15 protein-coding genes are annotated in these 12,262 nt (G+C 66.6%); 2 read left to right on the top strand and 13 right to left on the bottom strand.

What is annotated here, in order from left to right; translation table 11 throughout:
* Window position 1: 1 nt before the first annotated feature.
* The 8 genes from rpsC to rpsJ are packed head-to-tail and all read right to left on the bottom strand — an operon-like array spanning window position 2 to window position 4,407.
* A complete protein-coding gene (rpsC, locus tag BST13_RS19280; protein ID WP_083165623.1) occupies window positions 2–829 on the bottom strand; it encodes a 30S ribosomal protein S3 in 828 nt (275 codons plus the stop codon).
* The gene (gene rplV / locus BST13_RS19275) at window positions 829–1,317 is read right to left on the bottom strand and encodes a 50S ribosomal protein L22 (RefSeq protein WP_083165622.1); all 489 of its coding nucleotides are present in this window, start codon (window positions 1,315–1,317) and stop codon (window positions 829–831) included. Before rplV ends, rpsC begins: the two co-directional genes overlap by 1 nt.
* Complete coding sequence (rpsS, locus tag BST13_RS19270) at window positions 1,317–1,598, bottom strand: 30S ribosomal protein S19 (protein ID WP_010908582.1); 282 nt, start codon at window positions 1,596–1,598, stop codon at window positions 1,317–1,319. Before rpsS ends, rplV begins: the two co-directional genes overlap by 1 nt.
* Window positions 1,599–1,610: 12 nt before the next feature.
* The gene (gene rplB / locus BST13_RS19265) at window positions 1,611–2,447 is read right to left on the bottom strand and encodes a 50S ribosomal protein L2 (RefSeq protein WP_029369115.1); all 837 of its coding nucleotides are present in this window, start codon (window positions 2,445–2,447) and stop codon (window positions 1,611–1,613) included.
* Window positions 2,448–2,475: 28 nt separating this feature from the next.
* Window positions 2,476–2,778, bottom strand: a complete 303-nt coding sequence (rplW, locus tag BST13_RS19260) for a 50S ribosomal protein L23 (protein ID WP_018601839.1) — start codon at window positions 2,776–2,778, stop codon at window positions 2,476–2,478.
* Complete coding sequence (rplD, locus tag BST13_RS19255; protein WP_083165621.1) at window positions 2,778–3,434, bottom strand: 50S ribosomal protein L4; 657 nt, start codon at window positions 3,432–3,434, stop codon at window positions 2,778–2,780. Before rplD ends, rplW begins: the two co-directional genes overlap by 1 nt.
* Complete coding sequence (gene rplC, locus BST13_RS19250) at window positions 3,434–4,087, bottom strand: 50S ribosomal protein L3 (protein WP_029369117.1); 654 nt, start codon at window positions 4,085–4,087, stop codon at window positions 3,434–3,436. Before rplC ends, rplD begins: the two co-directional genes overlap by 1 nt.
* Before the next feature lie 14 nt (window positions 4,088–4,101).
* Window positions 4,102–4,407, bottom strand: coding sequence for a 30S ribosomal protein S10 (gene rpsJ, locus BST13_RS19245; protein ID WP_003883485.1), 306 nt, complete (start codon window positions 4,405–4,407; stop codon window positions 4,102–4,104).
* Between the two features lie 410 nt (window positions 4,408–4,817).
* On the opposite strand from rpsJ, the gene BST13_RS19240 reads away from it, so the two are divergent.
* Entirely contained in the window at window positions 4,818–5,303 is a 486-nt protein-coding gene (locus BST13_RS19240; protein ID WP_083165620.1) for a hotdog fold domain-containing protein, read from the top strand.
* A 4-nt stretch (window positions 5,304–5,307) separates the two neighbouring features.
* Here the strand turns inward: BST13_RS19240 and BST13_RS19235 are convergent, their stop codons facing one another.
* Window positions 5,308–5,661, bottom strand: a complete 354-nt coding sequence (locus tag BST13_RS19235; RefSeq protein ID WP_083165619.1) for a nuclear transport factor 2 family protein — start codon at window positions 5,659–5,661, stop codon at window positions 5,308–5,310.
* 1 nt (window position 5,662) lies between these two features.
* Window positions 5,663–7,303, bottom strand: a complete 1,641-nt coding sequence (locus tag BST13_RS19230) for a carboxylesterase/lipase family protein (protein ID WP_083165618.1) — start codon at window positions 7,301–7,303, stop codon at window positions 5,663–5,665.
* 77 nt (window positions 7,304–7,380) lie between these two features.
* On the opposite strand from BST13_RS19230, the gene BST13_RS19225 reads away from it, so the two are divergent.
* Entirely contained in the window at window positions 7,381–8,634 is a 1,254-nt protein-coding gene (locus BST13_RS19225; protein WP_083165617.1) for a cytochrome P450, read from the top strand.
* Between the two features lie 15 nt (window positions 8,635–8,649).
* On the opposite strand, the gene mftG is transcribed toward BST13_RS19225, so the two are convergent.
* Genes mftG through mftE form a run of 3 tightly spaced genes read right to left on the bottom strand, consistent with a single transcriptional unit; the run spans window position 8,650 to window position 12,259 of the window.
* Entirely contained in the window at window positions 8,650–10,068 is a 1,419-nt protein-coding gene (mftG, locus tag BST13_RS19220; protein WP_083165616.1) for a mycofactocin dehydrogenase MftG, read from the bottom strand.
* A 38-nt stretch (window positions 10,069–10,106) separates the two neighbouring features.
* Window positions 10,107–11,519: a mycofactocin biosynthesis glycosyltransferase MftF gene (gene mftF / locus BST13_RS19215; protein ID WP_083165615.1), complete on the bottom strand. Its 1,413-nt coding sequence runs from the start codon at window positions 11,517–11,519 to the stop codon at window positions 10,107–10,109.
* Window positions 11,516–12,259, bottom strand: coding sequence for a mycofactocin biosynthesis peptidyl-dipeptidase MftE (mftE, locus tag BST13_RS19210; protein ID WP_083165614.1), 744 nt, complete (start codon window positions 12,257–12,259; stop codon window positions 11,516–11,518). Before mftE ends, mftF begins: the two co-directional genes overlap by 4 nt.
* Between the last annotated feature and the right edge of the window lie 3 nt (window positions 12,260–12,262).

Below are 12,262 nucleotides of genomic sequence, written 5' to 3'. Positions count from 1 at the left end.
TTCAGCTCTCCGTGTTCTCTGCGGAGGCCTCGGCCGTCACCGGCACTGCGGACTCCGCGGTCTCCTCGGCAGCACGGCCGGCCTCGGTGCTCGTCGCGGTGGTACCCGACGAGCCGCTACGACGCGGACGGCTGCCCGAAGGACGCTCACGACGCGGACGGTCGGAACCGGCCGGCGCGGCGGCAGCGAGCTCGCGCTTGCCACCGACGATGTCGCCCTTGTAGATCCACACCTTCACGCCGATCCGGCCGAAGGTGGTCTTGGCCTCGTACAGGCCATAGTCGATGTCGGCCCGCAGCGTGTGCAGCGGAACCCGGCCTTCGCGGTAGAACTCCGAGCGGCTCATCTCAGCACCGCCGAGGCGGCCAGAGCACTGCACCCGGATGCCCTTCACGTTGGGCTGACGCATCGCCGACTGGATGGCCTTGCGCATGGCGCGACGGAACGCGACACGGTTGCTCAGCTGTTCGGCAACACCCTGGGCGACGAGCTGAGCCTGCGACTCAGGGTTCTTCACCTCGAGGATGTTGAGCTGAACCTGCTTGCCGGTCAGCTTCTCCAGGTCCGCACGGATGCGGTCGGCCTCGGTGCCGCGGCGGCCGATCACGATGCCGGGACGCGCGGTGTGGATGTCAACGCGAACCCGGTCACGGGTGCGCTCGATCTCCACATCGGCGATGCCGGCCCGCTCCAGGCCGGTGGCCAGCAGGCGACGGATGGCGACGTCTTCCTTGACGTAGTCCTTGTACTGCTTGTCGGCGTACCAGCGGGACTTCCATTCGGTCGTAATGCCGAGTCGGAAGCCGTGGGGATTGATCTTCTGGCCCACTACTCCGAGCCTCCCTTCGAGTCAGCGGACTTAGCGGCCGTGTCTGAGGCTGCCGCCTTCGCAGCAGCGGAAGCCTTGCTGCCCTGGGCACGACGGCTGCGTGCCGACTGTGCGGACGCACCCTTCTGCTTGGGCGGACGGCTCTCCACGATCACGGTGATGTGGCTGGTGCGCTTACGAATTCGGAACGCACGACCCTGGGCACGCGGCCGGATGCGCTTGGCGGTCGGGCCTTCGTCTGCGAAGACGGTGGCGACGACCAGCGTGGCCGGATCGAGCCCCTCGTTGTTCTGCGCGTTGGCGGCAGCGCTCGCGATCACCTTGGCGACCGGCTCGCTGGCGGCCTGGGGCGCCCACCGCAGGATGTCGAGGGCTTCCTCGACGCTCTTGCCGCGGACCAGGTCGATAACGCGTCGGGCCTTGGTCGGCGAGATGCGCACGAAGCGCGCCTTCGCCGTCGCGGACGGGTATTCAGTCGTCGTAGTCATTACCGGCGCTTCGCCTTCCGGTCATCCTTGATGTGACCCTTGAACGTACGGGTGGGCGCAAATTCGCCCAGCTTGTGCCCGACCATCGCCTCGGTGACGAACACCGGCACGTGCTTGCGACCGTCGTGGACGGCGAAGGTGTGACCGATGAAGTCCGGGATGATGGTGGACCGGCGCGACCAGGTCTTGATGACCTGCTTGGTGTTCTTCTCGTTCTGAACGTCGACCTTCTTCAACAGATGGTCGTCGACGAACGGACCCTTCTTCAGGCTGCGTGGCATCGCTATTTACTCCTAGCGCTTCTTGCCGGTGCGCCGGCGACGGACGATGAGCTTGTCGCTCGCCTTCTTGGGCTTACGAGTGCGGCCCTCGGGCTTGCCCCACGGGCTCACCGGGTGACGACCACCGGAGGTCTTACCCTCACCACCACCGTGCGGGTGGTCGACCGGGTTCATCACGACGCCACGGACGGTGGGGCGCTTGCCCTTCCACCGCATACGGCCGGCCTTGCCCCAGTTGATGTTCGCCTGCTCGGCGTTGCCGACCTCGCCGACGGTGGCGCGGCAGCGCACGTCGACACGACGGATCTCGCCCGACGGCATACGCAGCGAGGCGTAGGTGCCTTCCTTACCGAGCAGCTGGATGCTGACACCGGCGGAACGGGCCAGCTTGGCCCCGCCACCGGGCCGCAGCTCCACGGCGTGGATCACGGTGCCTGCCGGGATGTTGCGCAGCGGCAGATTGTTACCGGGCTTGATGTCGGCGTTGGCGCCCGACTCGATCACGTCGCCCTGCTTGATGCCCTGCGGCGCGATGATGTAGCGCTTCTCGCCGTCCAGGAAGTGCAGCAGCGCGATGTTCGCGGTGCGGTTCGGGTCGTACTCGATGTGCGCGACCTTGGCGTTGACGCCGTCCTTGTCATGGCGACGGAAGTCGATGACGCGGTAGGCGCGCTTGTGGCCGCCACCCTTGTGCCGGGTGGTGATGCGGCCGTGGGCGTTACGCCCACCGGTGCTGCTCAGCGGACGAACCAGCGACTTCTCCGGAGTCGAACGAGTGATCTCGGCGAAATCGGAGACGCTCGAACCGCGACGACCCGGGGTCGTCGGCTTGTACTTGCGAATTCCCATATCAGTTAAATCCTCTTAGTTCCCGGCGCTAGGCCGGTGCTCCGAACAGATCGATCGGCTTGCTGCCCGCGGCCAACGTGACGATGGCGCGCTTGGTGCTCTTGCGCTGCCCGAAGCCGGCGCGGGTGCGCTTGCGCTTGCCCTGCCGGTTCGCGGTGTTCACCGAATCGACCTTGACGTTGAAGATCTTCTCGATAGCGATCTTGATCTGCGTCTTGTTCGAATCCGGGTGCACCACAAACGTGTACACGTTGTCCTCGATCAGCCCGTACGACTTCTCCGAGATGACCGGAGCCAGGATGATGTCGCGGGGGTCGGTCACGGTTGCCATCAGGCCGACACCTCTTCTTTCTGATCCTTGGTGCTCGCGGCGATGTAGGCGTTCAGGGCCTCGACCGAGAACACCACGTCGTCGGCGTGGAGCACGTCGTAGGTATTGAGCTGATCCGGCGAGATCACGTGCACGCCAGGCAGATTGCGAACGCTCTTGGCGCCGACCTCATCGGTGCGACCGATGACGACGAGCACCTTCTTGTTCTCTGTCAGGCTGCCCAGGAATGCCTTGGCACTCTTGGTCGACGGGGTCTGGCCCTCGATCAGCTCGGTGACCGCGTGGATCCGCTCGTTGCGGGCCCGGTCCGAGAGCGCACCGCGCAGCGCGGCGGCGATCATCTTCTTCGGGGTCCGCTGGCTGTAGTCGCGCGGCTGCGGGCCGTGGACGACGCCACCACCGGTGAACTGCGGCGCGCGGGTCGAGCCCTGACGGGCGCGGCCGGTGCCCTTCTGCCGGTACGGCTTCTTGCCACCACCGGAGACATCACCGCGAGTCTTGGTCGCGTGCGTGCCCTGACGCTTGGCCGCCAACTGCGCGGTGACCACCTGGTGCATCAGCGCGATGTTGGGCTCAACGTCGAACAACGCAGCGGGCAGCTCGACGGAACCGTCGGTCTTGCCTGCCGGAGTCTTAACGTCAATTTTCAGAGTCATTACTTCTCGCCTCGCTTGATTGCGCTGCGGACAACAACCAGTCCACCGTTACGTCCGGGGATGGCGCCCTTGATCAACAGCACGCCGTTCTCGGCGTCGACCTTGTGCACCTTCAGGTTCTGCGTGGTCACCCGGTCGTTGCCCATGCGGCCCGACATGCGAGTGCCCTTGAAGACGCGGCCCGGGGTGGCGCAGCCACCGATCGAACCGGGGCGACGATGCACAGCCTGGGCACCGTGCGCGGCGCCCTGACCACGGAAGCCGTGGCGCTTCATGGTGCCGGCGAAGCCCTTGCCCTTGCTGGTGCCGGTCACGTCGACGTAAGCGCCGTCGGCGAAGATCTCGGCGGTCAGTTCCTGACCCACCTCGTACTCGGCGGCAGCGGCCTCGTCATCGAGCCGCAGCTCGGCCAGGTGACGACGCGGGTTCACACCCGCGGCGGCGTACTGACCGGTGACCGGCTTGTTGACCTTGCGCGGGCTGATCTCGCCATAGGCGAGCTGCACGGCGGTGTAGCCATCGCGCTCGGTGGTACGGATACGGGTCACCACATTGGGGCCGGCCTTGACGACCGTCACCGGGACGACTTTGTTGTTCTCGTCGAACACCTGCGTCATGCCCAGCTTGGTGCCCAAAATGCCTTTTCTAGCCATTTGATTCGGGTCTCCTACTGGATGTTGACGTCGACACTGGCCGGCAGATCGATGCGCATGAGAGCGTCAACGGTCTTGGGCGTCGGGTCGAGGATGTCGATCAACCGCTTGTGCGTGCGCATCTCGAAATGCTCGCGCGAGTCCTTGTACTTGTGCGGCGACCGGATGACGCAATAAACGTTCTTCTCGGTCGGCAGCGGCACAGGGCCCACCACACTGGCACCGGTACGGGTGACCGTTTCGACGATCTTGCGTGCCGAGGCGTCAATGGCCTCGTGGTCGTAGGCCTTGAGCCTGATGCGGATCTTTTGTCCCGCCACGCTTCTCCTACCTCGCTCCTGCTTCGTACATCGGCCGGCCGTCCCGGGGACGAACCCGTCGGGCCTGGTGCCCCGGCGCGGATTGCGCCGAGATTTGCCGCCGCTGTTTACCTGTCTATGGTTCACCGGCCCCCGCGGTCGGGTGTGTCGCCCTCCCGCACACTCGTTCGCTCAGGAAATCCGTCACGATCGAGGTTGGAACCGGATGCGCCCGTGTGGGCGCTGGTCGGATGCCCAGGCCAGGGAGTACCCAGCTCAAGGCAACCTGAACAGTATGCCCTAGATCGCCGCGCGCTCCAAATCCCTGATGGAAGGCGACTCGGCCGTTCCGATCCAGCCTACGTAACGCCGCGGTGCATGCCGAACGGGCAGCGCGTCCGACCTATCTTACTCCCGAGTAAGATGGGTCCATGAGCACCATTTCAGGGGCGTCAAGTGCCACCTACCGGGCGTGGCAGCAGCTGGCAGGCAAGCCGCTGGGCACCCGCCTGTTCTCCGCCGCGGCCATGGCACGCGTTCCGTATTTCGCGTCGATCGTGCCGCACGTCGTGCGCATGGAGCCCGGCTTGGCCGAGGTGACGGTGCCGAAGTGGTTCTTCATCTACAACCACCTGCACACCGTGCACGCAATCGCGTCGTGCAATGCCGCGGAGATGGCGATGGGGATGCTGATGGAGGCGACGGTGCCCACCAGCCACCGCTGGATCCCCAAAGCCATGACGGTGAGCTATCTGGCCAAGGCCACCACGTCGTTGCGCGCGACGGCCCGGCTGGATCCGCCGGACTTCACGCTGATCACCGAAGGCGCCGACATCGTGGTGCCCGTCAGCGTCACCGATCGGCACGGCGTCGAAGTGGTGCACGCCGACATCACCACCTGGGTGACCCCGGTTTGACGCGCTACTCGAGGTACGTGCCGTGGCCTTCGCGCACGAGCTCACCGTCGAAGAGCAGCACCTCGTTGACCAGTCCCCCGCGTTGGTTTCGGTAGTTGATCACCAGGGTGGATTCGCCGCGGTACACCGCCAGCACCTCGAAATGCAGATCCGGCATCCCCGCCAGCGCAGTGGTCCAGTAGTCCCGCAGCGCGGCCTTGCCCCGCACCACGCCGTGGCTTTCGGGCACGACGCGAGCAGCGACCGGTGAACTGAACACCACATCGTCGTGGAAATGCGCCAGTACGGCGTCGACGTCGTGGGCGTTCCAGGCCTGGACCCAGGCGTCGGCAAAGGGCTGCGGTTGCGGCGTCGGCATATCAGCGGCCTTTCAGTCCGGCCCAGAACGGGCACTGGTGTTCCTGCGCGAACCCATCGGCCATGTGGCTACCGCTGGACTGCAACGACATTCGGGGCGAACCCGACGCACCGTCCCACGCAGGCCAGCCCGGACTACCACTGGCGACGAATCGGCTCCAGTCGTCGATCATGGTGTCCGACAAGGCCTTTTGCGCCGGGTTCAGCGGCGGGGCACCACCGATGTCGAACAGATACCGCAGCTCCAGCGAATGGCTCGCACCGACCGGGAACGGCAGGGTCCGGAAGGGTTCCGGCGCGGGAGCGTCCCGGTCGTTGAATTCGTAGGCATACACCGGCCCCGACAGCGTCGCGGCCATCCGGTCTGCCACGCAGGAGAAATCGGCATCGGTCACCGTCGCCGAATATGCTTGCGGCACACCGCCGTACCGATCCGGCGGATACTGCGCACCCACCTTGGCGGCGTCGGCGCCGAACGTCTCGGCGAGCAGCCGTGGGTATTCGTCGGGGGTGAAGCGCTCACCGTCCTGCAGGTAGCGCATCGCCACGAACAACGTGAACTCATCTCGGGTGGTGCCCACCATCACCGGCACCCGCGGGCTCTGCCCCGCCGCGAACGCCGCCAACGGCGCGACCGGCAGGACCTTGGTGCCGGTGATCGGACCGGTCAGCTCGTCACGGCCGATGTTGTAGTACCAGACCGGCTTTCGCAGCCGATCCACCGGCAGCGCGCGTAGGCAGGCCGCTGCGACCGCGGGGTCGGGACAGCCGACGGCGGCCGCGTAGTCGAGGCTTCGGCGTTGCGCGGTGGCCAGATCGGCCTGCGCCTGGCACGGCGCGCTCATGAGGATCGCGGCCCGGAACAGCCCGGCCGAACCCGGAGCCACCAGGTGATTGCACACCGACATCCCGCCGGCGGATTCACCGGCGATGGTCACCCGATCTGGGTCGCCGCCGAACGCGGAGATGTTGTCGTGTACCCAGCGGAGCGCGGCCTGCTGGTCCAGCATCCCGTAGTTGCCGACATCATCCGCGGGCCCGAGTGCGGGGTGAGCCAGGAATCCGAGAGTGCCGAGGCGGTAGTTGATGCTCACGACGATGATGTCCCCGCGCGCCACCAGCCAGCGCGCGTCGTACACCCCGCTGCTGCCGTTGACGAACGCGCCGCCGTGGATCCACACCATCACCGGCCTGCGCTCGCCGGACACGGGCGGCGTCCAGACGTTGAGGCTCAGACAATCCTCGGAGGTGTTGCGCCCCCGTTCGGGATCGGCGGTCGGGTCCTGAACGCATCGCGGTCCGAACACCGAAGCGTCGCGTACCCCGGCCCAACCGGGCGCCGGAGCCGGCGGGGCGAATCGCAACGGCCCGACAGGCGCTGCGGCGTAAGGGATTCCGGCGAACAACCGATGGTCGGTGGCCACGTTACCGCGCAGCGTGCCCTGCGCGACGTGTACGTAGGACGGATCTTGTGCCGGTTCCGGTGACCCCGACACCGTTCGACTGGCGCCGCGACCACATCCGGCGAGCATCAATCCCATGATGACGACGACCACCGCGAGAACGGCCGTCACACACCGATCCCTATGGCGCACCTTTGCTGGCTGCACAGTCGCCGAGCCTAGCCGGTGGTGATCCGACATTCCGCCGCCCCAAGTGGCGCCGGTCACATAGACTGGCTACTTGACACCCGTCAACTGCTGGTTGGAGGAGTTTCTGTATGAGCGCGCCCGCGATGGATGACGCCGCCAGGGTCCTGGCCGATCCGACGGCCTACGCCGACGACGCCCGCCTGCACGGGGCGCTGACCCGACTGCGCGCCGAGAACCCGGTCGCGTGGGTGGACAACCCGCCGTACCGCCCGTTCTGGGCGATCACCAAGCACGCCGACATCATGGCCATCGAGCGCGACAACGAGCTGTTCATCAGTGAACCCCGGCCGCTGCTGGCCACCGCGGCAGCCGACGATCTCGCCCGCCAACAGCTCGAAGCCGGGATGGGCCTGCGGACGCTGATCCACATGGACGATCCGCATCATCGCAAGGTCCGGTCCATCGGAGCAGACTGGTTCCGCCCCAAGGCAATGCGCGATCTCAAAGTCCGGGTCGACGAACTTGCCACTCGCTACGTCGACAAGATGGCCGCGGCCGGACCGGAATGCGATTTCGTCACCACGGTGGCGGTCGACTTCCCGCTGTACGTGATCATGTCGCTACTCGGGCTGCCCGAGGAGGATTTCGGTCGCATGCACATGCTTACCCAGGAGATGTTCGGCGGTGATGACGAGGAGTACAAGCGCGAGGGCGGGTCGCTGGAAGACCAATTGGCCGTGCTTCTGGACTTTTTCGCGTACTTCTCGCAGTTGACCGCGTCGCGACGGGCGAACCCGACCGGAGACCTCGCGTCGGCCATCGCCAACGGCCGCATCGACGGGGAACCGTTGTCCGACGTCGACACCGCCTCGTACTACGTGATCGTCGCCAGTGCAGGTCACGACACCACCAAGGACGCGATATCGGGAGGGCTGCTCGCTCTCGTCGAGAATCCCGGCGAGCTGGAAAGGCTGCGAGCCAACCCCGAGTTGATGGGCACCGCGGTCGAGGAGATGATCCGGTGGTCCACGCCGGTCAAGGAGTTCATGCGCACGGCGACAGCCGATACCACGGTGCGTGGCGTGCCCATCGCCAAGGGCGAATCCGTCTACCTCGCTTATGTTTCCGGAAACCGCGACGAAGACGTGTTCGCTGATCCGTTCCGCTTCGACGTCGCGCGCGACCCGAACAAGCACCTGGCGTTCGGTTACGGTGTCCACTTCTGCCTTGGCGCGGCGCTGGCCAGGATGGAGATGGCGAGCCTGTTCACCGAACTGCTGTCGCGCCTGGACCATATCGAATTGTCAGGAAGCCCAGTGCTTTCCGCGACGACGTTCGTCGGTGGTCTCAAGCACCTGCCGGTGCGTTACTCGTTGCGCTGAGCAGCTTCGGCGTGCTCAGCGGAGAATGAACTCGGCGGCACGATGGCCGATCATCGCGATGGTCGCGTGTGGTCCACGACTGGTGATGGCCGGCATGATCGAACCGTCCACCACCCACAGGCCGGTGGTTCCGTGCACTCGGCAGCTCGGGTCGAGCACGGCTTCTGGGCCATTGCCCATCGGCGCGGTGCCGGCCAGATGCTGCGACGTCGACCATGATGATTCGCCGACTTCCGCAGTGCCGCTGACCAATTCACGGGCCATCGCGGTGCCTTCGCGCAGCGCTTCGACATCGGACGCCACACTGTCATAGCGGTGTTCGATGATCGGAGCCGTCGTCGGATCTGTCGAGGCGAGTCTGACCCGGCCACGGGACCGGGGCCGCATCAGCGCCACCCCGAGGTGCGGTAATTCGGTGGGATCGTGCGCGGGCCCGTGCACCATTGCCGCGAACCCCGCGGTGTACGGGCGTACCTCGATGCCGTCCGCGGTGGTCAGCACGGCCTCCAACGGAGGCAGATCGTGCGTCGGAGTCCAGTCGACGGGCAGCACCCACTCGGGGTGGTCCACCGTCGAGGTCCCGACGGGCAATCCCGCCAGCACCGCGATCCCCAAGCGCTCGAGATCGGCGGCGGGGCCGATGCCGGACAGCATCAACAGCTGAGCTGATCCGATTGCGCCGCTGCACAAGACAATTCGATCCGCGGCGAGGGTCTCACCGCCCAGGCACTCGAGGCCGACCGCACGGGTCCCGGCAAAGAGGATCCGGCACACCCTGGTATCGGCGCGGACCTCCAGGTTGCGGCGATGCAGCGCCGGCTGCAGATAGGCACCACCCGGGCCGAGGCGCGTTCCGCTGTTGATGTTCAGCGGTACCGGGCCCACACCTGCCGGCAACGTCGCGTCGATATCCGACCCGTTCAGATCAGGCAGCCAGCTGAATCCGGCCGCCGTCGCCGCGGAGACGAAAGAGGCCGTGCACCCGTCGAATTCATGCACCCGCCGGACCAGAATGGGCCCGTCGGAGCCATGCAGTGCGGTGTCGAAATCCAGATCCGTCTCGATCGCAAGGAAATGCGGCAGCACGTCGCGCCAGCTCCAGCCCGGTACTGCCCAGCCGTCGAAATCGCGGGGCAGCCCGCGGCAGAAGTAACCCCCGTTGACTGCTCCCGAACCACCGACGACCGAGCCGCGGATGATCTCGGTGTGGCGGGGCGGATGCTCGGTCAACGTCGACCGGTAGTGGCGCACCACCCCGCTGGCGGTGCCGATGGGAAGGCGCAATCCATCGGTGATCTGAGCGGCCACCCGAGGGTCCGACGGCGCAGGCCCGGCTTCGACGACGCAGACGCGGCATGAGGGATCGGCGGAAAGTCGTTCGGCCAAGACCGATCCGGCGCTGCCGGCACCGACGATCAATACGTCGGCGCGCACTGAGGAGCAGAAAACGTCGCCAACATCTGCCCTCAGCGTTAGCTCCGCAGCTGAGGTTTGAGGGCGCCGAGGTTGCGCTCACGCACGACGCCGGTCCACAGGCCCGTGCCGTACGCGATGTCGTCGAGGCGCTTGAGCATGATGTGGGTCAGCAGGCCGACGGGCTTGGTGTCGTCGTCGGCGTTGCCGCGTCTGGTCGCCCAGTCCACCACCCCGTCGACCACGGCCGCCAGCAACACCGCCTGCCGGGCCCGACGGAAGAGCAGCGCGGCGATCAGAGCGATGGGCCAGTAGTGCCGACAGATCGCCGAACACAGCTGCAGAGCAGCCGACCACAATCCAGTCGCGGTGACGACGGCGACGTCGCGAGGTTCGGTGTCGACCGTGCTGAGCGAACGGGCGATGCGCCTGCCGGTCATGACCGCGACGACCAACGAGGCCAGATAGCCGATGCACGAGCCGACGGCCAGTAGCAGCCACACCACCAGACTCCAACCGGAGATCACCAGCGGCGCCGTCTTTCCGGGATGCCGCACGGTCAGCGGAGCTGCCGATGTGCCATAGAAGGCCTTGCGACTGAACCACTCTCGAAGGTCGGTGCGGTGGTCGTGGGCTACCAGGGCGATGGGTTCGTACCGTAACCGGGCGCCGGCCTCGACGAACCGCCAGCACAGGTCGACGTCCTCGCCGGACTGCATGGTCTCGTCGAACCCGCCGACACCGAGCAACGCCGAGCGTCGGCAGATGATCGCAGCGCTCGGAACGTAGGACACCGTCCCGTACGGAACCACCGGCGCCTCCCGGACACCCAGGTCCAGTGATGACCGCACTGCCTCGTACCGAGCAACCAGGTTGTCGGTGGTGTGCAGCCCGACGATCCGAGGCGCGACCAACGCCACTGCGGGATCGCAGAAGTGCCCCAGCAACGCTTCGAGCCAACCGCGGCGAGGGACCACGTCGGAATCGAGAAACGCGACAAAGTCCGTCTCGCAGGCCGCCAGGCCGGTGTTGCGGGCGGCTGCCGGCCCTTTGCTGCGGGTGTGCCGCAGCACCTGGACATCGCAGTGCATCGAGGAGAACTCGTTCTCGGACACCGGTACCGCAGAGCCGTCGTCGACCACGATCACCCGAAGCCCACGCAACGTCCCGATCAGCCGGTGCAGCCCAGATACGTTGTCACGCACCGGGATAACCACCGTGACGTCGCGATGCGACGGCCCGCTGGCGGGACGCGGATGAGCGACGGTGGCGTCGAGCAGGGTGCGTGCGAGTTGCGCGCTGACGGCGTCGTGGACCTCGAGGCGACCGCCGTTGAGCATGGTCTGCGCGGTCGGGGCGAGTCGCAGCAGACGCGTCGGCGACCCACCCAGCAGGGCCGACCCCTCACCGAGCACCTTGACGCGGCGATCCACCTGTACGGCAAAGCCGTCAGGCAGCCTCGGCCCGGTCACGTCAGCATCCCGTTCCGGTCGGGCCGCCAGCGCCGGATCCGATCCGTGCACCCCTCGACCATCTCAGCAAAGATACGCTCCCCCTCGGACGCAGTGGCGGTGGTCGGATCACCGAGCACTCCTGCCGCGCTGACCGCGGCAACGCCACCACGACGCAACTGGGGCATCAAATCCGCCAGTGGCGCGGTGTTCCCCGGTGCGACCTCGTCGCACCACACATCGCTCGGTGAAATATGTAGCAATACAGAAGTTTCGGTATGGCCGGCATGCGCGTCGGCGCCCGCCGCCGTACACGAGACCCAGCCGACGTCGCGGCTCTCGTAGCGGAGCAGCGCGGCAGCCGCCGTGAGCGCCTCCACATTGCCCCCGTGGCCGTTGACGAACACCAGGCGCGACACCCAGCTCGCGGCCGACCTGCCGTACTCCACCAGCAAAAGCCGCAAAGCCTCGGTGCCGATCGATATGGTGCCGGCGAAGCCCTCGTGCTCGCCGCTGGCTCCGTAGCCGATCGCCGGTGCCAGGACCCAGTCGGGCCCGGCCGCGTCGCCGAGCCGCTCGACCGCGGCGCGCGCCACCGCCGAGGCGATGCGCGTGTCGGTGTCCAGCGGCAAGTGCGGTCCGTGCTGTTCGGTAGAACCGACCGGGATTACCAACATGGGCGACACGTTGCGTAGCTGCCTCGTCGTCGAGTTCCCGAGCTCGCTGGGGAAAGCCACGTGCCGATGGTAGGCCGAATTCACCTG

The organism is Mycobacterium aquaticum (assembly GCF_002086485.1).
In the GTDB taxonomy this organism is placed as follows: Bacteria; Actinomycetota; Actinomycetes; order Mycobacteriales; family Mycobacteriaceae; genus Mycobacterium; species Mycobacterium aquaticum.
Note: the sequence above shows the minus strand (reverse complement) of the source record. Positions and strands in the feature narration are given on the sequence as shown.